The organism is Ferribacterium limneticum (assembly GCF_020510585.1).
Classification (GTDB): Bacteria; Pseudomonadota; Gammaproteobacteria; order Burkholderiales; family Rhodocyclaceae; genus Azonexus.
Map to the genome: position 1 here is coordinate 1649049 of NZ_CP075190.1, position 22581 is coordinate 1671629.

At 58.0% G+C, this 22581-nt stretch carries 21 protein-coding genes and 2 tRNA genes; 14 read left to right on the forward strand and 9 right to left on the reverse strand.

Translation table 11 applies throughout. The annotated features are described in order from the left end of the window. Positions 1 to 16: 16 nt before the first annotated feature. The 6 genes from KI613_RS08040 to KI613_RS08065 are packed head-to-tail and all read left to right on the forward strand — an operon-like array spanning position 17 to position 6805. Positions 17 to 1216, forward strand: a complete 1200-nt coding sequence (locus KI613_RS08040; RefSeq protein ID WP_226404839.1) for an acetyl-CoA C-acyltransferase — start codon at positions 17 to 19, stop codon at positions 1214 to 1216. Positions 1217 to 1269: 53 nt separating this feature from the next. Continuing rightward, on the forward strand, positions 1270 to 1782 hold the full coding sequence (locus tag KI613_RS08045; RefSeq protein WP_226404840.1) for a DUF4442 domain-containing protein: 513 nt from the start codon (positions 1270 to 1272) through the stop codon (positions 1780 to 1782). Then, positions 1782 to 2357 (forward strand): chalcone isomerase family protein, encoded by a 576-nt coding sequence (locus tag KI613_RS08050; RefSeq protein WP_226404841.1) that lies wholly within the window; start codon positions 1782 to 1784, stop codon positions 2355 to 2357. Before KI613_RS08045 ends, KI613_RS08050 begins: the two co-directional genes overlap by 1 nt. A 25-nt stretch (positions 2358 to 2382) precedes the next feature. Beyond that, entirely contained in the window at positions 2383 to 4041 is a 1659-nt protein-coding gene (locus KI613_RS08055; protein ID WP_226404842.1) for a long-chain-fatty-acid--CoA ligase, read from the forward strand. Next, entirely contained in the window at positions 4041 to 4988 is a 948-nt protein-coding gene (locus KI613_RS08060; protein WP_226404843.1) for an NAD(P)H-dependent flavin oxidoreductase, read from the forward strand. Before KI613_RS08055 ends, KI613_RS08060 begins: the two co-directional genes overlap by 1 nt. Before the next feature lie 23 nt (positions 4989 to 5011). Beyond that, on the forward strand, positions 5012 to 6805 hold the full coding sequence (locus tag KI613_RS08065) for an acyl-CoA dehydrogenase C-terminal domain-containing protein (RefSeq protein WP_226404844.1): 1794 nt from the start codon (positions 5012 to 5014) through the stop codon (positions 6803 to 6805). Positions 6806 to 6889: 84 nt separating this feature from the next. On the opposite strand, the gene KI613_RS08070 is transcribed toward KI613_RS08065, so the two are convergent. The 3 genes from KI613_RS08070 to KI613_RS08080 all read right to left on the reverse strand — a co-directional run bounded on the left by KI613_RS08070 (position 6890) and on the right by KI613_RS08080 (position 11223). Beyond that, positions 6890 to 8173 (reverse strand): transferrin-binding protein-like solute binding protein, encoded by a 1284-nt coding sequence (locus KI613_RS08070; RefSeq protein WP_226404845.1) that lies wholly within the window; start codon positions 8171 to 8173, stop codon positions 6890 to 6892. Between the two features lie 216 nt (positions 8174 to 8389). Next, positions 8390 to 9658: a HupA family protein gene (locus KI613_RS08075; protein WP_226404846.1), complete on the reverse strand. Its 1269-nt coding sequence runs from the start codon at positions 9656 to 9658 to the stop codon at positions 8390 to 8392. Positions 9659 to 9933: 275 nt separating this feature from the next. After that, complete coding sequence (locus tag KI613_RS08080) at positions 9934 to 11223, reverse strand: tetratricopeptide repeat protein (RefSeq protein WP_226404848.1); 1290 nt, start codon at positions 11221 to 11223, stop codon at positions 9934 to 9936. Between the two features lie 234 nt (positions 11224 to 11457). Between KI613_RS08080 and KI613_RS08085 the strand changes: the two genes are divergently transcribed. Together KI613_RS08085 and KI613_RS08090 are read left to right on the forward strand one after the other, a co-directional pair. Continuing rightward, complete coding sequence (locus tag KI613_RS08085; RefSeq protein ID WP_226404849.1) at positions 11458 to 12102, forward strand: transglutaminase-like cysteine peptidase; 645 nt, start codon at positions 11458 to 11460, stop codon at positions 12100 to 12102. Between the two features lie 172 nt (positions 12103 to 12274). Next, positions 12275 to 14350 carry an HD domain-containing phosphohydrolase gene (locus tag KI613_RS08090; RefSeq protein WP_226404850.1) on the forward strand — a complete coding sequence of 692 codons (2076 nt, stop codon included), beginning with the start codon at positions 12275 to 12277 and terminating at the stop codon, positions 14348 to 14350. A 93-nt stretch (positions 14351 to 14443) separates the two neighbouring features. Here KI613_RS08090 and KI613_RS08095 read toward each other — a convergent pair whose 3' ends face one another. The 4 genes from KI613_RS08095 to KI613_RS08110 are packed head-to-tail and all read right to left on the reverse strand — an operon-like array spanning position 14444 to position 16949. Further along, the gene (locus tag KI613_RS08095; RefSeq protein WP_226404851.1) at positions 14444 to 15013 is read right to left on the reverse strand and encodes a YceI family protein; all 570 of its coding nucleotides are present in this window, start codon (positions 15011 to 15013) and stop codon (positions 14444 to 14446) included. 27 nt (positions 15014 to 15040) lie between these two features. Next, the gene (locus KI613_RS08100) at positions 15041 to 15595 is read right to left on the reverse strand and encodes a YceI family protein (protein WP_226404852.1); all 555 of its coding nucleotides are present in this window, start codon (positions 15593 to 15595) and stop codon (positions 15041 to 15043) included. Beyond that, entirely contained in the window at positions 15592 to 16095 is a 504-nt protein-coding gene (locus KI613_RS08105; protein WP_404827005.1) for a cytochrome b, read from the reverse strand. The genes KI613_RS08100 and KI613_RS08105 overlap by 4 nt, the downstream gene beginning before the upstream one ends. A 50-nt stretch (positions 16096 to 16145) precedes the next feature. Continuing rightward, the gene (locus tag KI613_RS08110) at positions 16146 to 16949 is read right to left on the reverse strand and encodes a DODA-type extradiol aromatic ring-opening family dioxygenase (RefSeq protein WP_226404854.1); all 804 of its coding nucleotides are present in this window, start codon (positions 16947 to 16949) and stop codon (positions 16146 to 16148) included. 95 nt (positions 16950 to 17044) lie between these two features. Here KI613_RS08110 and KI613_RS08115 point away from each other — a divergent pair, with 95 nt between their 5' ends. The 4 genes from KI613_RS08115 (at position 17045) to KI613_RS08130 (ending at position 19430) form a co-directional block, all read left to right on the forward strand. Beyond that, positions 17045 to 17932, forward strand: coding sequence for a LysR family transcriptional regulator (locus tag KI613_RS08115; RefSeq protein ID WP_226404855.1), 888 nt, complete (start codon positions 17045 to 17047; stop codon positions 17930 to 17932). Positions 17933 to 18058: 126 nt separating this feature from the next. After that, the gene (locus KI613_RS08120; protein ID WP_226404856.1) at positions 18059 to 18313 is read left to right on the forward strand and encodes a GlsB/YeaQ/YmgE family stress response membrane protein; all 255 of its coding nucleotides are present in this window, start codon (positions 18059 to 18061) and stop codon (positions 18311 to 18313) included. Further along, positions 18310 to 18984 (forward strand): SIMPL domain-containing protein, encoded by a 675-nt coding sequence (locus tag KI613_RS08125; RefSeq protein WP_226404857.1) that lies wholly within the window; start codon positions 18310 to 18312, stop codon positions 18982 to 18984. The genes KI613_RS08120 and KI613_RS08125 overlap by 4 nt, the downstream gene beginning before the upstream one ends. A gap of 245 nt (positions 18985 to 19229) precedes the next feature. Then, positions 19230 to 19430 (forward strand): hypothetical protein, encoded by a 201-nt coding sequence (locus KI613_RS08130; RefSeq protein ID WP_226404858.1) that lies wholly within the window; start codon positions 19230 to 19232, stop codon positions 19428 to 19430. 28 nt (positions 19431 to 19458) lie between these two features. Here the strand turns inward: KI613_RS08130 and KI613_RS08135 are convergent. Both KI613_RS08135 and KI613_RS08140 read right to left on the reverse strand, forming a co-directional pair. Next, a tRNA-Thr gene (locus KI613_RS08135) sits at positions 19459 to 19533 on the reverse strand. Between the two features lie 4 nt (positions 19534 to 19537). Then, positions 19538 to 19613: transfer RNA gene (locus tag KI613_RS08140), tRNA-Val, on the reverse strand. A 202-nt stretch (positions 19614 to 19815) separates the two neighbouring features. On the opposite strand from KI613_RS08140, the gene KI613_RS08145 reads away from it, so the two are divergent. Both KI613_RS08145 and rimO read left to right on the forward strand, forming a co-directional pair. Continuing rightward, entirely contained in the window at positions 19816 to 21189 is a 1374-nt protein-coding gene (locus KI613_RS08145) for an HD-GYP domain-containing protein (RefSeq protein WP_226404859.1), read from the forward strand. Between the two features lie 57 nt (positions 21190 to 21246). Beyond that, entirely contained in the window at positions 21247 to 22578 is a 1332-nt protein-coding gene (rimO, locus tag KI613_RS08150) for a 30S ribosomal protein S12 methylthiotransferase RimO (protein ID WP_226404861.1), read from the forward strand. Positions 22579 to 22581: the final 3 nt, after the last annotated feature.

The window sequence follows — 22581 nt, forward strand, 5'->3', positions numbered from 1 at the left end:
GGCTGAGGAAAAAATTATGAGCAAACAGATTCAAGACGCCTACATCGTCGCCGCCACCCGTTTGCCGGTGGCCAAGAAAAACGGCATGTTCAAGAACGTGCGGCCGGATGACATGCTTGCCCATGTCATCAAATCGGTCGTCGCCCAGGTTCCGGGTATCGATCCGGCGCTGATCGGCGATGTCATTGTCGGCTGCGCCATGCCGGAAGCCGAGCAGGGGATGAACGTCGCTCGTATCGGCCTGCTGTTGGCCGGGCTGCCGATCACCGTGCCGGGTATCACCATCAACCGTTTCTGCTCCTCCGGGGTGCAGGCGGTAGCCGATGCCGCCAACCAGATCCGCCTCGGCCTGGCCGATGTGATGATCGCCGCCGGCACCGAGTCGATGAGCGTCATGCCGCAGATGATGGGCAACAAGATGTCGATGAACCCGGCCATCTTCGCCAAGGAGGAAAACCTCGGCATCGCTTTTGGGATGGGCCTCACCGCCGAGAAGGTGGCGAACCAGTGGAAGGTCAGCCGCGAAGTGCAGGATGCTTTCGCCGTCGAGTCGCATCGCCGGGCCTGTGCGGCGATTGCCGCAGGTCATTTCAAGGCGGAAATTTCGCCCTATACCATCCGCGAAAGCCTGCCCGATCTGGCTTCCGGCGAAATCCGCATTCGCGAACGCGTGGCCGATACCGACGAAGGTCCGCGCCCTGATTCGGCCCTCGACAAACTGGCCAAGCTGAAGCCGGTCTTCCATGCCCGTGGCTCGGTGACGGCCGGCAATTCCTCGCAGATGTCCGACGGGGCCGGTGCCGTGATGCTGGTTTCCGAGAAAATTTTGCGCGAACACAACCTGACGCCGCTGGCCCGCTTTGCTGGTTACGCCGTCGGTGGCGTGGCGCCGGAGATCATGGGTATCGGCCCGGTCGCGGCGATTCCCAAGGTGCTGGCGCAGGTTGGCATCCGCCAGGATGAGCTGGACTGGATCGAACTCAACGAAGCCTTCGCTGCGCAGTCGATTGCCGTCATGCAGGAACTCGGCATCGATCCGACCAAGGTGAACCCGCTCGGTGGCGCCATCGCCCTCGGCCACCCGCTCGGCGCAACCGGCGCCATCCGCATCGCCACTGTCGCGCATGGCCTCAAGCGCACCGGCGGCAAGTACGGCATGGTGACGATGTGCATTGGAACGGGGATGGGCGCTGCCGGCATCATCGAACGGATTTGAGGGGAAACCGCGAATGCCACGGTCAACCAGAAAAAACGGCCAAAATTGAAATCATGAAACCCGCCTGGCTGGCCAAACTTTCTCCAACCTGGCGGGCCCGCATGGTGCGTCTTGGCTTCAATTTTCATCCGGCCTTTCGCGGCACGGGTGGCCGGGTGACCCATGTGGCGAAGGATTTGCGCCACATCCGGGTTTCCCTGCCGCTGAACTGGAAGACGAAGAATATCGTCGGTTCGCTCTACGGTGGCTCGCTGTTTGCGATCACCGATGGAGCGCATCCGATGATGCTCATGGCGGCGCTCGGCGACGGTTATATCGTCTGGGACAAGGCAGCGAGCATTCGTTATCGCAAGCCCGGGTTTTCGACGCTGTATGCCGATTTTGTGTTGACTGACGAGGAAGTGGATGAAATCCGGGCCGAACTGGCCAAAAATCCGGAGCTTGAGCGGACTTATCAGGTCGAATTGAAAGACCAGCACGGCATCGTGCATACCGTCGTCGAACGCACGGTTTACATCGCCGATAAACATTACTACCGACAAAAGAGCGGTGGAGGAGACAAATAATGATTACATCAACAAGCGTCCGCAAGGCAGCGCTCATTGCCGCATTGCTCGCCGTTCCTGGGCTGCATGCCGCAGAAGTTGCCGGGGTGAAAGTGGACGACACCATCCGCGTCGGCAGCAGTGATCTGGTGCTCAACGGCGCCGGCCTGCGCAGCAAACTGTTCATCAAGGTTTACGTTGGGGCACTCTATGTTGGCCAAAAGTCGACGACACCGACGGCAATCTACGACAGCCCGCAGCCGCGCCGCATGGTCATGCGCATGATGCGCGATCTCGATGCCGATACGCTGAGCTCAGCACTCGACGAAGGCTTGAAGAGCAACCACAGTCCGGCCGAGTTGGCCGAGCTGAAACCGCAGGCCGACCAGCTGGGCGGCATCATGAAGGGTATCGGCAAGGCCCGCGAAGGCGATACCATTGGCATTGACTTCTCCGCAGACGGCGTCGCTGTCAGCCTGAACGGGGAAGCGCGCGGCAAGGTGGCCGGTGCTGGTTTTGCCAAAGCGCTGCTCAAGGTCTGGCTCGGTGACAAGCCGGTGGACGCCTCGTTGAAGAAGGCGCTGCTCGGGTCCTAGGTTGACAACGGAGGAGGAGACAATCATGGAAAAAATCTGGCTACAAAGCTATCCGAATGGCGTGCCGGCCGAAATCGACATCGACCACATCCCGTCGCTCGTCGCGCTGTTCGAAACAGCCTGCACGACCTATGCCGACAAGGTCGCCTACATCAGCATGGACAAGGCAATGACCTATCGCCAGCTCGACGAAGAGAGCAAGGCCTTCGCCGGCTGGCTGCAGGCCAAAGGCCTGAAGAAGGGCGACCGCGTCGCGCTGATGATGCCCAACCTGCTGCAATATCCCGTGGCGCTCTTCGGCACGCTGCGCGCTGGTTGTGTAGTGGTCAATTGCAACCCGCTCTACACGCCGCGCGAGCTCGAACACCAGCTCAAGGATTCCGGTGCAGTTGCCATCGTCATCGTCGAAAACTTTGCTCACACGCTCGAGCAGGTCGTCGCTCACACGGCGATCAAGCACGTCATCGTCACGCCGATGGGCGAAATGCTCGGCCTCAAGGGCATCATCGTCAATTTCGTCGTACGCCACGTCAAGAAGCTGGTGCCGGTCTGGAAACTACCCGGTTCCATCGGCTTCAACAGCGCGCTGGCTACCGGGCGCAGCCACGGCTGGCAACCGGTGCCGCTGACCCAGGACGACATCGCATTCCTGCAATACACGGGTGGCACGACGGGTGTGTCCAAAGGCGCCATGCTGACCCACGCCAACATCGCCGCCAACATCACCCAGGCCTATAGCTGGATCAAGCCGGTGGTGCGTGAGGGCGAGGAATTCATCATCACGGCCTTGCCGCTGTATCACATCTTCGCCCTGACAGCGAACTGCCTGACCTTCCTGATGATCGGTGCGCGCAACCTGCTGATCGCCAATCCGCGCGACATCCCCGGCTTCGTCAAGGAGTGGGGAAAATACCCGGTGACGGTGGTGACCGGCGTCAACACGCTGTTCAATGCCTTGCTCAATAACGAAGATTTCGCCAAGCTGGATTTCTCGACCATGCGCGTCACGCTGGGTGGCGGCATGGCGGTGCAGGGACCGGTCGCCGAAAAATGGAAGAAAGTGACCGGTACGCCCTTGCTGCAGGCCTACGGCCTGACCGAAACCTCGCCGGCAGCAACGATCAACCCGCTTGATATGGGCGAGTTCAATGGTTCCATCGGCCTGCCGATTTCCTCCACCGAGGTCTCGATCCGCGACGACTACGGCAACGAGGTGCCGCAGGGCCAGATCGGAGAAATCTGCATCCGCGGCCCGCAGGTCATGAAAGGCTACTGGCAACGGCAGGAGGAAACGGACTATGTCTTTTATCCGGACCGTTTTCTGCGTACGGGCGACGTTGGCTATGTTGATAAAAAAGGCTTCGTTTTTCTGGTTGACCGCAAGAAGGACATGATTCTGGTCTCCGGCTTCAACGTTTACCCGAATGAGGTCGAGGAAGTCGTCGCCATGCACCCCGGTGTGCGCGATGTTGCGGCCATCGGCGTGGTCGACGAGAACTCCGGCGAAGCGGTGAAGATTTTCGTCGTCCGCAAGGACCCGGCGGTGACCGAGCGCATGCTGATCGACCATTGCCGCGGCCTGCTGACCGGTTACAAGATTCCGAAACATGTCGAATTCCGCGACGACCTGCCGCGGACGAACGTCGGCAAGATCCTGCGTCGCGCATTGAAAGAGGGGGCTTGATGCCGATTCCAGAATCACTGAACAAGAACCTGGCGCTACCTGTCATTTGCGCGCCGATGTTCATCGTCTCCAACCCCGATCTCGTCATCGCCCAGTGCAAGGGCGGCCTGATCGGCTCCTTCCCGGCCCTCAATGCCCGGCCCAAGGAGTTGCTCGACGAGTGGCTGACCCGCATCAAGAGCGAGCTGACCACCGATCCAAAGGCCGCACCATTCGCCGTCAACCAGATCATCCACCCCTCCAACGAGCGGCTGGAGCACGACATGATGCTGTGCGTAAAGCACCAGGTGCCGCTCATCATCACCAGCCTGTCGGCGCCAACGCAGATCGTACCGCCGGTGCATGCCTACGGTGGCAAGGTTTTTCATGACGTGATCAGCGTCCGCCATGCGGAAAAGGCGTTGGAGGCTGGCGTCGATGGGCTGATCCTGGTTTGCGCCGGGGCCGGCGGTCACGCCGGCATGCTGAGCCCCTTCGCGCTGGTCGGTGAAATCCGCAAGTTCTACGATGGTCCGATCGCGCTCTCTGGCTCGATCACCAACGGCAGCGCGATTCTGTCCGCGCAAGCCATGGGTGCAGATTTTGCCTACATCGGGACGCGCTTCATCGCCACCGACGAAGCGCATGCCGTCGATGCCTACAAGCAGGCCATCGTCGACAGCGCTGCCAAGGACGTCGTCTACACGCCGTACTTCACTGGTGTGCATGGCAATTACCTGAGCAAAAGCATTCTCGCCGCCGGCCTCGATCCAGCCAATCTGCCGGAAAAAGACAAAACCACGATGAACTTTGGTGGTGCGACAGCGGCCAAGGCCTGGAAAGATATCTGGGGCGCCGGGCAGGGCGTCGGCACCATCGATGACGTGATGCCGACCGCAGAACTGGTGGCCCGCCTGAAACAGGAATACCGCGCCGCGAAGACGGCGTTGTGCAGCAGTCCATTCTGAAAAACAAATAGGAGACAGACCAAATGAGCGACTACCGTGCGCCCGTAAAAGACATGCGTTTCGTCATGGACGAGCTGGCTGGTTTCAAGGAACTGAGCCAGATCGCCGGTTTCGAAGATGCCACGCCCGACCTGGCCGATGCGATTCTGGAAGAAGCGGCCAAGTTCACCGGCGAAGTCCTCGCCCCGCTCAACCGCGTCGGTGACAAGGAAGGCTGCAAGCTGACCCCGAACGGCGTCACCACCCCAACCGGCTGGAAGGAAGCCTACAAGGCCTTCTGTGAAGCCGGCTGGAACGGCATTACCTCGCCGGCTGATTTTGGCGGTCAGGGGCTGCCCGATACGCTGGGCATCGCCGTCAAGGAAATGGTCTGCTCGGCCAACCTGTCCTTTTCGCTCGGCCCCTTGCTCACTACCGGGGCCGTCGAAGCGCTGCTGACTTGTGCCAGCGACGAGCTGAAAGCGATCTACCTCGAAAAGATGATCACCGGCCAATGGACCGGCACGATGAACCTGACTGAGCCGCAAGCCGGCTCCGACCTGGCGCTGATCCGCTCGCGCGCCGAGCCGCAGACCGACGGCAGCTACAAGGTGTTCGGCCAGAAAATCTTCATCACCTACGGCGACCACGACATGACGGACAACATTGTCCACCTCGTGCTCGCCCGCCTGCCCGATGCGCCGGCCGGGGTGAAGGGCATCTCGATGTTCCTGGTGCCGAAATTCCTGGTCAACGCCGACGGTTCGCTTGGCGCCCGTAACGATGCCTACTGCGTCTCCATCGAACACAAGCTCGGCATCCATGCCAGCCCGACCTGCGTCATGGCCTATGGTGACAACGGCGGCGCCGTCGGCTACCTGCTCGGCCAAGCCAATCGCGGCCTCGAATACATGTTCATCATGATGAACGAAGCCCGTCTCGGCGTTGGCCTGCAAGGCATCGCGCTGGGCGAACGCGCCTACCAGCAGGCTCTGGCCTTTGCCCGCGAACGCAAGCAGGGGCGCGATGCGCTGACCGGCGAGGCGCTGGTCACCCTCGACAAGCACCCGGATATCCGCCGCATGCTGATGCTCATGAAGTGCCGCGTTGAAGCCAACCGCGCCATGACCTACTACACCTCCGGCCTGCTCGACCGTGCCCATGCGGCGACCGATGCCGGCGAGAAAAAGCGCCAGCTCTACCTTGCCGAATTCATGATCCCCATCGTAAAGGGTGGCGGTACCGAAATGGGTATCGAAGTCACCTCGCTCGGCATCCAGATATACGGCGGCATGGGCTTCATCGAAGAAACCGGCGCCGCCCAGCACTGGCGCGACTCGCGCATCACCACCATCTACGAAGGCACCACCGGCATCCAGGCTAACGACCTGCTGTTCCGCAAGCTGATGCGCGACCAGGGCGCTACCGCCAAACTCGTCTTCGGCGAGGTCTACGCCACCGCCAAAGCGCTCGGCGCCTCCGGCAAGCCGGAGCTGCAAGCCATCGGCCAGCGCCTCGGCGTGGCGCTCAAGGCCTGGACAGAAGCCACCGAATGGCTGGCCGCCAACGCCAAAACCGGCGTTTCCGGCGTGTTGACCGCAGCAGTCCCCTACCTGCACCTCGCCGTTACCGTCTGTGGCGGCTGGTTCATGGGCAAAGCCGCACTTGCGGCAGCCGGCTATTTCGACAAGGGTGAGGGTGACCAGACCTTCTACCGGGCCAAAGTCGCCACGGCCCGTTTCTACGCCGACCAGATGCTACCGCAAGCGGCAGCCTATGCTGAAACTGTCATGGCCGGTGATGCTGCATTGGCTGGCGTTGGCGACGGGGTTTTCTGAGGTCTTGCACGGATAGCGAAGGCTGATATTTTTGCGACATGAAAAAGGCGCCAAGTGGCGCCTTTTTCCTTGATTTCCCGATGATTATCTCGGTGTGTTTTCAACCTTGTTGACCAGAAATACTGCAGTATGTGCAGCAGTCGTTGGGGTCATCGTTGCCGTATTCGTTTTGACAATATCCGAAACGCCGCCGATCGATCCCGCTGTTTGCCCATAGAACGTGCCCTGCACTTTACCCGTCACGATGCCATCGTTGGCGCTGAGGGCGGTGGAGTTGATGTTTGCTCCGCTGATTGTTCCACTGGCATTGAAGCCTACTTGACCATGCAAGTGGGTTGCGCCATTGGAAGCGGTGTTGGTGTAAACATGCCCATCCGAGCCATTATTCCAGCTACCACTCCAGGTTGCATTTCCAAAATTGACGGTCATATTGACTGAGGTTTGGTAGCCTCTGACGTCCATGCTGCTGCCTGAATAGGTGGCGACAACATTGCCGGCACGTTGTGAGTCAAGGTAAGCCTGTGGTGTGGCAATGCCGGCTACATAGTAACCGTAGGTTTGCGTGCCGTTGCCGTTGTTCCACTCACGTTCTTCGTCCTGGCCATTGACGTAGGATTCGATATAGCGACCGAACCACCCGACGGCGACTTCCTTGTTTGAAGTCGGGAGACCCCAATAGTAGTAATAATCTTGTGGAAACCCGTAAACATAGCTGCCACCATATGTAGTGGTGTTGCCGTTATCTGTATTCGAATACCGTTCAGCATAAAAATTGTTCAGGCCACCTTGGCCACCGGAATACCAATACCAGTTTCCGAATGTGGCTGGCAGGTCTGTCCCGGAATTATTTAAGAGGGGGGCCGTGCCGGTCAAGCCAGCAAGCCGCCATGAGACCATACCTGAACCGGATCCGCCGTTTACTGTGACGGCTGTTGGGTTATCGGGTGTCAAGGTTAGACCAAAAAGCCCAGCCATGGGGCCGGAATAGGTATTTCCCTCGGAGGATTCGCCTTTACCTCTGGATTGGTTGTAGTCCCACTGTTGGTTGGCGAAAACAGCATAGCCGCACCAATCGCCACCGCGACAAACGTCAGCGGCTACCCTTGTTGCGTTTGGGGTTGTGCGATATGGGTCAGACCCGGCAACTCCCGGCATTTGCGCAACGCTGGGTGCGCCAGCGGCAGGCTCGACAAAACCTCCCCATGCGCCCCAACTATCGAGCGAATCCTGCGAGATTGGAACTGTGGCATACGACCGGACCTTGCTCCAGTCATTCTCATGAAATTGCCACGAATCTATTGCAAATACTGGGCTAGTGGCAAAAAGTGCCACGATGGATGTGGCAACAATTGAGCAATTTTTTTTCAAGATTTTCCCCGTCGCAGTTTATGTCGAATAAATAAAATTTATGTGACTCCAGTTTAAATTGATTCTTGCAGTGAGTCTCTTTGCTTCAGGATTCAACCGTGATGTATTTCTCATTTCTCGCCAAACAGGATGGACTCGGCCGGCGCCGGCAATAAAAAAAGGCGCCTTGCGGCGCCTTTCTGAGCTTGGCCAGACGTCAGCCAAGTAGTGTGCTCATTACTCAGGGGTGGCAGAAGAACCAGTGCTATAAACTTTATTGACTAGGAATACTGCCGTTTGAGTTTGAGTAGATGGCATTTGAGCTATGCGAGCATCAACTGGAGGAGTGTAGGTCTTGGTCACACTTGAAACACCGCCGATCGATCCGGCTTGTTGACCATAAAACGTCCCTTGGACGGAGCCGGCATAGGAGGAACTGCTTCCGGAGTACAAGGCCGAGACACTGTTTGAGTTAATGTTCGCACCACTGATGTTGCCTTCTGCCTTGAAGTTCATCGCACCCGTCCATTGTCCCTGCCACGTGCCTGGGGCGAACTGGACCTGAATCAATACCTTTCCTTGGCTAAATCCATCGAAACTGCCGCCCGCGTAATAAGCCCTGATATCGCGGGCTTGCTGGTCAGCCAGATAGGCTTGGGGTGTGGCGATGCCAGCAACATAGTAACCATTGGTTCTGGCCGTTGTTTCGTCCCAATACCGATATTCTTCATTGCCACTGGTATAAGTCGCTACCTCTCGCTCAAACGTTCCAACTGCCACTTCCTTGTCTGCACCCTTGACTGCGAGTGCAAACCAACCATACCCCACTTCGCTGCTTGCTTCGCTTGACAGCCAGTTGTGAGAAAAGCCGGTTGCCGAACTGCTTTCCCAGCCAGAGTCTGTTTCGTTGCCTGCATACGCATGAAAATGATGGAGTCCATCATCCCGATACCAACCATAGCCGCCGCCAAAGTTTGCCGGGATATTGGTGCCCGATTCGCTGAATGTTGGATCGGTGGTTCCGAGAGGAGTGACGCGCCAGAAAACAGTGCCTTCACCTCGGCCGCTTCCTGCCGTAATACTTGGATCATCAGGGGTTGGTGTCAGCGCAAACAAACCAGCACTCCACGGATCGGATGGCTTGTAGTAGTACCTTGTCATCGTTTCTTCTCCGCCGCTGGCAGAGTTGCGGAATATGGCGTAACCGCACCAATTTCCTGTTGCACAGCCTTCCGGTAAGCGAACCACAATTGGATTGTTACGATACAGATCGCCTCCGGACATTCCGGGCATTGCAACAGGAGATGGGGCACCTGCTGCTGGTTCTACGAAGTCCTCCCACGGACCCCATTGACTGACGGAATCTTGTGCAATCGCTACTTTTCCGTAGGAGTTCACATTGTTCCATCCGCTTTCATGGTATTCCCAATTGTCTTTTGCAAACACAGTACCGCTGATGAAGAGGGTGGCGATACACGCTGCAATAACTGTACGCTTCGTTTTCATGATATCCCTCACTGCTTGACTGGAATGGTTATCCTGATTTCACTGTAGTACCCAACTGGATGAATGCAAGTCGGGGCTTTTACAGTTTTTAACAACGCATACACTGGACCATGAGTGAAAACTATCAATTAATCAATTGGTTGATATAAGTCGGGAAAGAGGTGTGTAAAAAATCCCGTCATGTCTCTGTGAAATATTTCACGTTTGTCATCAAATTGAGATCGTAAAAAAGGCGCCGTTTGGCGCCTTTTTGTTTTGAAGCGTTGGATCTTGAGTTAGAACGAACGCCCCAGATTGACACCAACAACTTCGCGTTCGTAAGTGTAGATGCTTACATTGGAGTTGTTATCCGTGAATTGCCAGCTACCGGACACGCGCCAGTCTTTCATCAGACCTTCCTTGAAGTTGTGGCCAAAGCCAACTTCAAGGCGATGCTCGGTTTCGTCTCGGGCGACGTTAAAAACCGGTTCCACGCCGTCGAACTGTGTGTCCTTGTAGCTGTAGCGGCCATATACAGAACCATTTTGCCAAGCGACAACGTTGGCACCAATGAAGGCTTCCCAGCCATCGTTACTGAAGCGGTTGGCCGAGGCTTCTTCCATGAAGACATGAGCGCCACCCTGAACGGCCAGTTTTCCTTGCAGGAACAGATGGCCGTAGGAGAGGCCGGTGGAGTAATAGTTGCTGTCACGCCCGGCATCGATTGCTCGGTCGAAATTCTTGTTCAGGACCAAGGCATCCCAAGTCAACTCGCCATTCTTGAGTTGCAGCGTGAAAGTCGGGGAAACGGAGGTGTAGAGACCGAGATAGTCGCCACCGAGATACAGGGCATCAGCCTGAAAATTGAGCTTGGTACGCCATTTGTTTGGAGCAACCCAGCCCGGGCCAGTCGATAGCGAAAGGGCCGTCAGGTCGAAATCGGTTTTTTCGAAATAGCCCTTGTGATAGAGGCCGGCACTGGTTTGCCAGATGAGGCGCGATGCGGTTTCGCCAAATCGAATAACGGTCGGCGAGTTATAGGTGTGCGTAATACCAGCCTGAGCAACCCCTGCCCAATCATGCTGGGGAGTGGAGCCGGGTTGGAGAACCAGGCCGCCGGGCAACGTGGCGCCACTCGGGCCGACGTTTACGTTGGTGTCGTACAGAAACCCAAGGGATATCGAAGGCTCAAAGGTGTGTGGCTTGGCAACTAGTGCTGCCTGGTCGCGCTTGATCTGGGCTTGGAAAGCCAGCACTGCCAAGCGAACGTTTTCCGGCGTCTTGGGGTCGTCAAGAACTTTTTGTGCCTGCAGGTTGGCCTGATCTAGGTTAAGTGCACGAAAGTAGGCAACAGCGAGTTCCAAGCGTGCGCGATTGAGCGAGGGATTGTTGCTCAATACTGTTTCGAGCGCTTCGATGGCGCTGAATACCTGACCCTGTTCGCGGAGGAAGATGCCTTCCTTGAATAGCTTTTCCGTATCGACTGTTTCTTGAGCCGTAGCGGCTGATAGTCCGGCAAAGGCCAGAAAAACAGGCAGGCAGACGCGTTTAAGGGAGCTAATGGTTTCTGCTTTGCGAGCATTCATGTATCGTACCTCTATAAGTGACTATGGTAATTTGGTAACAAAACGTTAATTTGCGTAAGTGTAAGCGGTGCCCACCGCTCATGTCATGCGATTGCTTCCCCGGATGTCTGTATCGGCCCAGTGTGTAGGTTTTTTACAACTGTAAAGTTATTCGACAGTAAACTTGCATATGCGATAGTTTGGAGCACTCCTATGCGAGAAGCGTGTTTGACTTATCCCGGCCGAGATTGATACGTGAAAATCGTTGTTTATATATGGATTCATGTTTTTGCATACCTAGTCGGCGCGGCCTTTTCAGTTGCTACAGCAGCAGAGAACCATTCGCCGGATCACAAGCTCTTTAGTACTCGAGAGGAGCGCAAGGAGGGATTTTCGATTTTCCCTCAGTGGGTCTCGGTTATGCGTCGTCATGCCGAGGATCGTCCAACTCCAGAAAACTGTCCGGTTAACCTATGCAAGGTGCCAGAGTGGCTGGACATGATCAGTTCCATGCGTGGGCATGCTCCCCGCGAACAGGTTGCGGTTGTGAACGATTTTTCCAATCGTTTTCGTTATGTGCTGGATCAGGACAATTACGGTCGCTCAGATTACTGGGCAATTCCGCGTGAGTTTCTGACCTTGGGGGGCGATTGCGAGGATTTCGCCATCATCAAATATTTCTCGCTAAGACAGTTGGGAATTCCGGCGGAGTCCTTGAGAGTGGTGGTCGTTCAGGATGCCAATCTTAGAATTCCCCATGCTGTATTGGCTGTTTATATGCGAGATGATATTTTTATTCTGGACAATCAGGTCCGGGAGGTCGTTTCGCATCAGAAGATTGCCCATTACGTTCCGGTTTTTTCACTAAATGAACGTAACTGGTGGATGCATTTGCCATGAAGTGTGGCGGCCGTCGTCAATTGTCAAAGTACTAGTCGGGACATATGATTTATTCAAGTAAACGTATTTGTGGCATCAATTCTCGGCAGGTTTTGTGCACGCCTGTATTAGCAGTTGTTTCGGCTAATTCATTGGGCGGATATAAATGCCTTGTCGCCAGGAATGCAAAATCATGAAAACCCGAATGTGGCGTAAGCAGTGGGCTCCGGCGATTCTTGCGCTAGGATTGCTTATGATTGTAGGCGTCTGGTCGATCGTCAACTATACGGCGAACGAGAAGAGTCGTGATCTGCGTGCGTGGGAAACCCTGTTGGGTGTCGTCGCCGAGAGCCGTGCTCAAAGCCTCAATCAGTGGATAGATACGCAATATGGGGTGGTCAGGGAGCTGGCTGAGAACGCATCGTTGCGTTTCTACCTCTCGCAGTTAGCCGCAGCCCCGGATGCACAAACCGTGGATTCTCAGGCTGCCCAGTTTGGGTACTTGCGTAACCTGCTTGAAACAACAGCCGAGAAAAATGGTTTTTCCCTTGCCGGCCAGAAGACAAAGGTCCAGGCCAACATCGCTTCCGCATCTGACTCCGGCATTGTCATCGTTGATGCTTCGGGCAAGACGATTGTCGGAACATCGGGTTTTCACGCCGACGATGCCTTGAAGGCAACCTTGCTCCGCGCGGTGGAGACCGGCAAGCCTGCCTTGCAGGATTTGTATGAAAATACCGCCGGGGAGGTGGTGCTGGGCTTTGCCATTCCCGTGTTTTCCGTTCAGTCTAATGAGCCTGGACAGCGGCCGATTGCGGCGATTGCCGGTGTCAAGCGGGCGCGCGACGAGTTATTTCCCTTGTTGTTGCGCAAGGGGACGTTGACGAGCGCCGATGAAACTTTGCTGGTGAGGCGCGAGGGGGATTTCGTCGCGTTTATCTCGCCGCTGGCAGACGGTACTGCACCGTTACGCAAACAGCTTTCCCTATCGGCGGGAAATCAGGTAGAGGTCGAAGCGATGACCAAGCCTGGAAGTTTCTCAATGAACCTGGATTACGCCGGACGCGAGGTTCTGACAGTTAGCAGGAGTTTCCGCCAGACCCCCTGGATACTTGTCCAGAAGATCGACGCCGTGGAGGCGCTCAAGGAATCGCGGGATCATCAGCGTTTCCTCATGATTACGCTGACCTTTGCCATTCTGGTGATTGCGGCGGGTTTGGTTGCAGCATGGTGGCATGGTGCGAGCGTGAAAGAACGATCGGTTTCCGAGGTGCTACGCAACAAGTCTCGTGAATTGGCTGATCAGTCTGCATTGTTGCTGAGTGTCATGGATGGCACTCCGGACCTTATCTTTACCGTTGAAGAGGAGCGCCTGAAGTTCTGCAACAAGGCATTTGGCTCGCTGGTCAACGAGTCCCCGGATGCTCTCCGGGGGAAAACACTATCGAGCATTGTCGGTCCGTCCGCGGCACATCGGATTGATACGCTTGTCGTGGAAAGCCGAAAAACATCGCAGACTGTTTCACGAATGTTGGATCTGGATATCGGTTGCGTAGTCAGCCACAATTATTTTTCTGCGGTGCCTATCCCGACTGCTTATGGTTCAGGGCTGGTTCTTTGTCTCGCTCGTGACATGACGGTCGAGCAGGACGCGCAGACAAAACGTCAGGCGCTGATGAAGCAGCTTGTCGGGGTGTTGACCTGTATTGTTGATTCGCATGATCCATTTTGTACCGAGCACTCGATGCGTACGGCCCTGGTTGCCGGGGCTATCGCGCGCGAACTTGGACTCGGTGATTCTGCTGCTGAGGCGCTTGATATGGCAGCAAAATTGGCAAACGTCGGGAAGATATTCGTACCGAGGGAATTGCTGACCAAGCGGGAAATATTGTCGCCCGAGGAACAAAAGATCATGCAGTCGCACGTACAGCATTCTGTTGCGGTACTGAATGCCATTGAATTCGAAGGGCCGGTCATTAATATCATTGCTCAGAAGAGCGAGCATCTGGATGGTAGTGGCTACCCTGCCGGGCTGAAGGAGTCTGATCTCTTGCTCGAAAGCCGGATTCTGGCGGTTGCCAATGCTTTCGTGGCAATGGTCAGTGCTCGGGCCTATCGTGCCGGCGTGCCCTTGGAGCAGACGCTCGACAAGTTGTTGAGCGAGACCGGCACCAAGTACGATCGCCATGTTGTCGCGGCCTTGTTCCACGTGGCCGAGAATCGGCCGGAATGGATCAAGTGGTCGGCGCCATCGGCAAATGCTTCGTAACTTGATGGTTTGATGTGGCAGCGATAGATCGCTGCCTTTGGAGCAAAAAAGCCGCCCGGTTCGAGGCGGCTTTTTTGTCCCTTGCTGACTGGGTTACTGCTTGATTGCTTCGACAGCGATGTCGATGGTCACGTCGTCGCCAACATAAGGGGCGTGCTTGCCCATGTTGAAGTCGGAGCGCTTGACGGTGACCGTGGCGTTGCCGCCGATGGCATCCTTCTTCACCATCGGGTGCGGCATGGCCTGGTAACCGGTGACCTTCAGCGTGACCAGCTTGGTGACGCCCTTGAGCGTCAGGTTGCCTTCGATGGAGGCCGGCTTGTCCCCGTCAAACACAACCTTGGTCGACTTGAAAGTAGCCGTCGGGTATTTGGCGGTGTTGAGGAAGTCTTCACCCTGGATGTGGTCGTTGAAGGTGTCGTAACCGGTGCTGACCGACTTGGTGTCGATAACGAGATCGATCTTCGCGGTCTTGGCGGCCTTGTCGAGGACGATGGTGCCGGTGGTCTTGTCGAAGCGGCTCAGCTGGACCGAGTAGCCAAAGTGGCTGTACGAGAAGCGCGGAAAGCTGTGCGTGCCGTCGAGCGTGAAGGTTTCCGGGGCGGCCAGGGCCGGGGTGGCAGCGGCGATGGCAAGGGCGAGGGTGGCGAGTTGTTTTTTCATGGTGATTCTCCTGTGGTGGTTTGGGGTTTATTTCGTTGAAGCGGTGATGCGGAACTTGATCTGGACATCGTTGGCGACGATGTCGAACTTGGCCCAGGCGCCTTCGCCGATGGAAAAGTCGGCGCGGCGGATGGTGAAGGCGCCATCGAACACGCCGCTGTTGCCTTGCGCCGTGAAGGTGGCCGGGACTATGACATCCTGCGTCTTTCCCTTGATGGTCAGCTGGCCGGCGACTTCGTATTTGTTGCCGCCGAGAGGCTTGACGATGCCGGAAACAAACTTGGCGGTCGGGAATGCCTTGGTGTTGAACCACGGCTTGCCGGCGACCTCCTCGTCGCCTTCGGGGGCGCCGGTGTCGACGCTGGCCAATTCGACAGCGAAGCTCGCCTTGGCGGCAGTCGGCTTGGCCGGGTCGAAATTCAATTGGCTGGAAAACTTCCGGAATTTCCCGTCGACCGCCACGCCCATCTGTTTGTAGACGAAATTGACGGTGCTTTTGTCGGCTTGAAGCTGGGTGTATTCGACGGCGTGGGCGGCCGGAATCAGGGTTGCGAAGGCTAGTGCGAAGGCGAGGCGTTTCATGTTCTGTTCTCCTTGGAGTGGCGGGGCAGGATGCGGGTCAGGATGTCGTCCTTGTCGATGAAGTGATGTTTCAGGGCGGCGCCGATGTGGCCGAGCAGCACGACCACGAACAGCAGGTTCAGGCTTTGATGGACGAGGGCCAGCAGGTCGCCGACTTCCTTGTTTTTCTCAAGTAGGTCGGGGATGGGCAGGACGCCGAACCAGACGGTCTGAAAACCCTTGGCCGAACTCATCAGCCAGCCGGACAGCGGAATGGCCAGCATCAGCCCGTAGAGCGCCAGATGGCCGGCGTGGGCGGCGAACTGCATGATTTTCGGCATGCTCTCGGGCAGGGCTGGCGGGCGATGCGTGATGCGCCAGAGCAGGCGAAAGCCGACGAGCAGGAAGGCCGTGACGCCGGCCCACTTGTGCCATGAATAGAGCTTCAGCTTGTCCGGCGACAGCGGCAGGTCGTGCATGTAAAAACCGAGGATCAGCAGGCCGAAAATCAGGATGGCCATGAGCCAGTGCAGGAGCTTGGCAGTGCTGGTGTAGTGTTGGGTTACCACGGTCAACCTCCTTTTTTGGGCAAAAATGAATATGCATCCATGGCGATGACGTAATCGTCGATGCCGGCATGGAAGCGGGTGGTCTCGGCGTTTTCGCCGCCGGCACCGAGTGCGACATACAAGGGCAATAAATGTTCATCGCTCGGGTGGGCTTGCGCACCACCCGGGGCTTGCCGGCGGTAGTCGAGCAAGGTGTCGATGTCGTGAGCATACAGGTTGTCGGCCAGCCAGTTGGTGAACTGGCGCACATAGCCCGGTGTCTGCCCACCGCTGCGGGCTGCCAACTGGTAATCGCGCAGATTGTGGGTCAGGTTGCCCGAGGCGATGACGAGAAAGCCCTTGGCCGTGAGCGGCGCCAGGGCCTGGCCCAGCTTGTAGGCCTGGGCCGGGCCGCCATGGCTCTGGATGGAGAGCGGAATGACCGGCACTTCGGCGTCGGGGAACATCAGGCGCAGCGGTACCCAGGCGCCGTGGTCGAGGCCGCGGCTGGCGTCGGTGGCGACCGGCAGCCCTGCGGTCTTCAGCGCCGCGACGACTTCTTCGGAGGCCTCGCGACAGCCGGTGGCCGGGTAGCGGATTTCATAGAGTTCATCCGGGAAACCCCAGAAGTCGTGGATGGTTTCCGGCCGCTCGGCGAAACCGACGGTCGGCACAGCCGTATCCCAATGGGCGCTGACGATGATGATGGCGCGCGGCAGGGCCAGCGAGGTCGCCATGGCCGACAACGCCGCGCCAGCCGCACCCGGGCGCAGGGCGAAAGTCGGCGCGCCGTGCGGAACAAATAGGGTGGGTTGAATCTGTGTCATTGCTGCAACTCCTTTGTCGATGGATGCACTGTATGCCTCTTATTTGCTCTGAAATAGCCGACAATATGCAAATTACTATTGCTGGAGTTGCAACAATGGATCGCCTCGATGCCATGCATCTCTTCGTTCGCGTCGCCGAACTCGGCAGCTTTTCGGCCGTCGCGCAGCAGCTGGGCGTCGCTCGCTCGGTGGTGACGCGGCAGATCGCCGCGCTCGAGGCGCATCTCGGCGTCAAGCTCATGGCGCGCAGCACACGCCGGCTGGCGCTGACCTCGGGCGGCACGGCTTACCTGGAAAAATGCCGGGTCATCCTCAACCTCGTCGAAGCGGCCGAAACCGGCGTTGCCGAGGAGCGCCTGACGCCGCGCGGCAATATCCGCATCAGCCTGCCGCTCAGCTACGGCATGAAGCGACTGGCGCCCATCCTGCTCGATTTCTCGCAGCGCTACCCGGAAGTCTCGCTCGACATGGATTACAGCGACCGCCGGGTAAACCTGATCGAGGAGGGCATCGACCTGTCGATCCGCATCACCCGGCGGCTGGAGTCGGGTGACGTGGCGCGCAAGATCGGTTCCAGTCGCCTGCTTGTCGTTGCCGCGCCGGAATACCTCGCTCGCCACGGTCAACCGGAAAAACCGGCCGATTTGGCAAACCACGTCTGCCTCGGCTACACCAACGCGGGCAGCAGCCAGGTCTGGCAATTCATGGTCGATGGGCAACTGGAGAGCTTCCATATCCGCAGCCGCCTCAATGCCAACAATGGCGACGTGCTGACCGAAGCAACGGCGCAGGGGCTGGGCATCAGCTGCCAGCCGGATTTCATTGCCGACACTTTTTTGGCCAGCAGCCGGGTCGTGGAAATTCTGGCTGATTATCCGATTCCCGAGCTGGGCATCTATGCCATCCTGCCCAGCAATCGCCACGTCCCGCATCGTGTTCGGGTGCTCATGGATACGCTGGCCGAACGGCTGGCTGGGCAGTAATTGCCCCCTCTCGGAAAACAATTCTTTACTGATCCGCGCCAACCGTGATCATGCCAACGCGTTAATATCCTGGTGCAACCAACCGTTGCGAATGGCATCTTGGGTCAATTGAAAGGACGTTGAACAATGGGAATCGTGTGGACCATACTGATTGGCCTTGTGGTTGGCGTCATCGCCAAATTCCTGCATCCCGGCAAGGACAGCATGGGCTTTCTCGCTACCGTGCTGCTCGGCATCAGCGGCTCGTTCCTGGCCGGCATGCTCGGTCAGGCCATGGGGTGGTATCAGGCTGGTGAAGGCGCCGGATTTGTTGCATCCGTGGTGGTCGCCATTGTCCTGCTGGCGATCTACGGCCGGCTGCGCGACAAGAGCCCGCAATGATGAAGCTTCTGACAACACTGTTTATCGGCTCCCTGGTGGCGGCAACGGCCCAGGCTGGCGCGCTCGTCGATCTCTCGGCCAACGCTAGCCGTCCGGCGGCAAACGACATGGTGCGCGCCAGCGTCTACAGCGAGGTGAGCGGCAAGAGTCCGGCCGAACTGGCGCAACGCGTCAATGCCGACATCGCCGAGGCACTGAAGCTGATTCGCGCCAAGGCTGGCATTTCGGTCAAGAGTGGCCAGCAGTCGACCTACCCGGTTTATGGCCAGGGCCAGAAAATCGACGGCTGGCGCATGCGCAGCGAGCTTGTTCTTGAATCGAAGGATCAGGGCAGCGTTTCCGACCTGCTCGGCAAGCTGCAGCAGATGCGTCTGGCAGTCGGCGACGTCAGTATGCTGCCGTCGCCCGAAACCCGGCGCAAGGTGGAGGACGAAGCTACTCGCGAGGCCATTCTAGCCTTTCAGAGCCGTGCCGCAGTAATCGCCGAACAACTCGGCAAGAGCTGGAAGATCAAGCAGCTCAACGTCCAACAGGGCGGCGGCATGCCCATGCCTATGATGCGCGCTGCCCGCGGTGTGATGATGGCGGCAGAGGCCGCTCCGGCACCGCTGGAGGCCGGTGAAAGTCTGGTCACGACCAACATTAGCGGGCAGATTGAACTGGCCGACTGAAGGCAACGGCATTGACCTTCAAGGGCAACGCCTTTCGGGGCGCTTGCTACGGTCAACCGGAAATTTCGCCCGAATTTGAAATGTCATGCCAATACTGCTCAGGTTGGCCAAAACCCTTGTCGCAGTAATGGTTTAGCGCCTGGAGGCCATAAATTTTTATGGCCTGCAATGTACTGTGAATTTGTTCACAGACGCTTCAGAGCGGGCTGGGCAGAATGAACCCATCGACTCAGGAAAACAAAAAAATGTCACTCTCCAGCATCAAGGCAGTCCCATCACAAACTGGCAGCAAAATTGCCGGCAAGGGGAATGCTCAGGCTGGCGAGATCGATCTGTCGGTATTTAACCTGCGCGACACCTTGAGCAACATCACCGTTCGCGAAGCAAACTTCAGCGAGTTTCTCTCGGCGCTCAAGCAGTTTGGCTCGCCTGCAACAAAGCAGTAAATTCGTCGGGCGACGAATGCAAGCGGGGTGGTGCCCATGGGCAGGATCGAACTGCCGACCTCTCCCTTACCAAGGGAGTGCTCTACCACTGAGCCACATGGGCAACCTGGTGCGTCCTGACGGGCTCGAACCGCCGACATTCTGCGTGTAAGGCAGACGCTCTACCAACTGAGCTAAGAACGCTGGGGCGCGAATTATAACGAATAAAGTGAATTGCGCCAGTGTTCCGGACGAGAACGATGGACTGATAGCGGATTTTTATTGTCATTCAGCCAGATTTTCTGGTTTCAGTTGATAACGCCCTGGCCTTTGGCTATTCGCCTAGGCGGGCTGTAATCCTTGTTCAGCGAGAGAAATTCAATGTTTGTTGGTAATCTACGAGCCAATGCCAGCTAATTCTCCAGTTCAGTTTGCCTTGCCCGCTCTGGCCGGCTTGAAACTCTCCGAATTGATCTCGGCGCTCAGTCATGCGCTCGACATTACCGAAGGGCAGCCGGAAGGCCATTGCGTGCGTTGTTGCTGGATCGGCATGCACATCGGCCGCCGTCTCGGGCTCGGCGACGACGATCTGTGGAATCTCTATTACACCTTGCTGCTCAAGGATTTGGGCTGCAGCAGTAACGCGGCGCGCATCTGCGAACTGTATCTGACCGACGACCTGAGCTTCAAACGCGATTTCAAAAAAGTGGGCGACAGCCTGCCCCGGGTGCTCCAGTTCGTGCTCAGCCATACCGGGCTGAGGGCGCCGCTGGCCGAGCGTTTTCGCAGCGTCATGACGATCATGCGCGACGGCGAACAGATCGCCACCGAGTTGATCGCCACCCGCTGCCAGCGCGGCGCCGAAATCGCCCGCCTGCTGCGTTTTCCCGAGAGCGTGTCGGCCGGCATCTACAGCCTGGACGAGCATTTCAACGGCCAGGGCAAGCCGCAGGGCCTGGCTGGCGAGGCGATTCCGCTCTATTCGCGTATTGCGCTGCTGGCTCAGGTGATTGATGTTTTTCATACCTCCGGCGGCCCGCAGGCGGCTTTCGACGAGGTTGGGCAGCGCGTTGGCGGCTGGTTTGATCCCGCTCTGGTCAAGGCTTTCGAGCAACTGGCGGGCGACGACGCCTTCTGGAAAACGCTGGCTTCGCCCGACGTCATGACAGCGGTGCTGGCGCTCGAGCCGGCCGGGCATGTCGTGGCGCTCGACGACGATTATCTCGACGACATCGCGGCCGCCTTCGGCCAGATCGTCGACTCGAAGAGCCCCTATACCAGCGGGCACAGCACGCGGGTTGCGCTCTACGCCGACCTGATCGCCGAAACGCTGGGTCTGGCGGCGGACCGTCGGCGCTGGCTGAAGCGCGGTGCGCTACTCCACGATGTCGGGAAACTTGGCGTCAGCAACAGCGTGCTCGACAAGCCTGGCAAGCTGGATGACGAGGAGTGGGCGGCGGTCAAGGCGCATGCCACGTACACCGAGACGATCCTCTCGCGCATCGACGCCTTTACCGAACTGGCCCAAGTGTCGGCGGCGCACCACGAGCGGTTCGATGGCAAGGGTTACCCGCGCGGCGTGACGGCGAAAGATATCTGTCTCGAAACGCGGATCATCACGACGGCCGATATTTTCGATGCGATCACCGCCGAACGCCCGTACCGCGGTGCTGTGCCGATTCCCAAGACCCTGGAAATCATGGCAGAAAATGTTGGCACGGCCATCGACGCGAAATGTTTTGACGCGCTTAAACAGGCACTTGCCCGCCTGCCGGTCTGATTCCCCCGTAAAATACGCCCTTTGTTTGCCGGCCCGTCCGGATAAGGTTTCCATCGCATGACTATTCAGCAAAAAGTGCCGACCGTCGGCTTCGTTTCCCTCGGCTGCCCGAAGGCGTCATCTGACGCCGAGCGCATCCTGACCAAGCTGCGCGCCGAAGGCTACGAGATTTCGCCGAGCTACGACAATTCCGATCTGGTGATCGTCAATACCTGTGGCTTCATCGACGCCGCCGTCGAGGAATCGCTCGACGCCATCGGCGAAGCCTTGAATGAGAACGGCAAGGTCATCGTCACCGGCTGCCTCGGTGCCAAGGGCGACATCGTCCAATCGACGCATCCGTCGGTGCTCGCCGTGACTGGCCCGCACGCTGCCGACGAGGTCATGGGCTACGTCCACGCCCACCTGCCCAAGCCGCACGACCCGTATTCCGACCTCGTGCCGCCGCAGGGCGTGCGCCTGACGCCGGATCACTTTGCCTACCTGAAGATTTCCGAAGGCTGCAACCACAGCTGCACCTTCTGCATCATCCCGTCGTTGCGCGGTCCGCTCGTCTCGCGGCCGGTCGGCGATGTGCTGGCCGAAGCCGAAAATCTGGCCCGCGCCGGCGTCAAGGAAATTCTGGTGATTTCGCAAGACACCAGCGCTTACGGCGTCGACCTCAAGTACCGCACGGCCTTCTGGGGCGGCAAGCCGGTCAAGTCGCGCCTCAAGGAATTGTGCGAGGCGCTGGCCAGCTTCGGCATCTGGGTCCGCCTGCATTACGTTTACCCGTACCCGTCGGTCGATGACGTCATCCCGCTCATGGCCGAAGGCAAGATCCTGCCTTACCTCGACGTGCCTTTCCAGCACGCCAGCCCGACCATCCTCAAGGCAATGAAGCGCCCGGCCTCGGCCGAGAACACGCTGGAACGCATCGCCAAGTGGCGCGACATCTGCCCGGAAATCGTCATCCGCTCGACCTTTATCACCGGCTTCCCCGGCGAAACCGACGAGGATTTCGATCAACTGATCCAGTTCCTGGAAGATGCCAAGCTTGATCGCGTCGGCGCTTTCGCCTACTCGCCGGTCGAAGGTGCCAAAGCCAACGAACTCGCCGGTCTGCCGCCGGAAGATGTACGCGAAGACCGTCGCCGCTGGCTGATGCAGGTTCAGGAAGATATTTCCGCCGCCAAGCTCGAAGCCAAGATCGACACGGTCATTCAGGTGTTGGTCGATGCCGTTGACGAGGAAGGGACCATCGCTCGCTCCAAGGCCGACGCCCCGGAAATCGACGGCGTGGTGTACATCGATGGCTATTTCGATGCCCAGCCCGGCGATTTCATGCAGGTCAAGGTTATCGACGCCGACCACCACGACCTCTACGCCCAGCCGGTCGGGCAGGGCTAATCT